This is a genomic window from Breoghania sp. JC706, from assembly GCF_037026715.1.
Classification (GTDB): Bacteria; Pseudomonadota; Alphaproteobacteria; order Rhizobiales; family Stappiaceae; genus Breoghania.
In genome coordinates, this window is the sequence record NZ_JBANCG010000037.1 from 1 (window position 1) to 293 (window position 293).

Annotated in this window: 1 protein-coding gene; it reads left to right on the plus strand. The window is 64.2% G+C overall.

The window, feature by feature from the left end; all coding sequences use genetic code 11:
• The coding region (locus V2L18_RS23450) for an IS5 family transposase (protein WP_336180772.1) at positions 1–293 on the plus strand (293 nt) is incomplete at both ends.

Below are 293 nucleotides of genomic sequence, written 5' to 3' on the forward strand. Positions count from 1 at the left end.
CCGCTGCTGCCGCGCAAGAGCCGGGGCGTGAAGCGTGTCGATGATCGACGTGTCATCAACGGGATCCTTTGGCGTTTCCGCACCGGCTCGTCGTGGCGCGACGTGCCAGAGCGCTACGGCCCACGCACGACGCTCTATAACCGGTTCTGCCGATGGCGCGCATCAGGCGTCTGGGACCAGCTTCTGGACGCGGTGTCAAAGGCTTACGACGGCGACATCGTGATGATCGACAGCTCCTGCGTCCGCGTTCACCAGCATGGTGCCGGCGCGAAAAAGGGGGATCTGAAGATCCG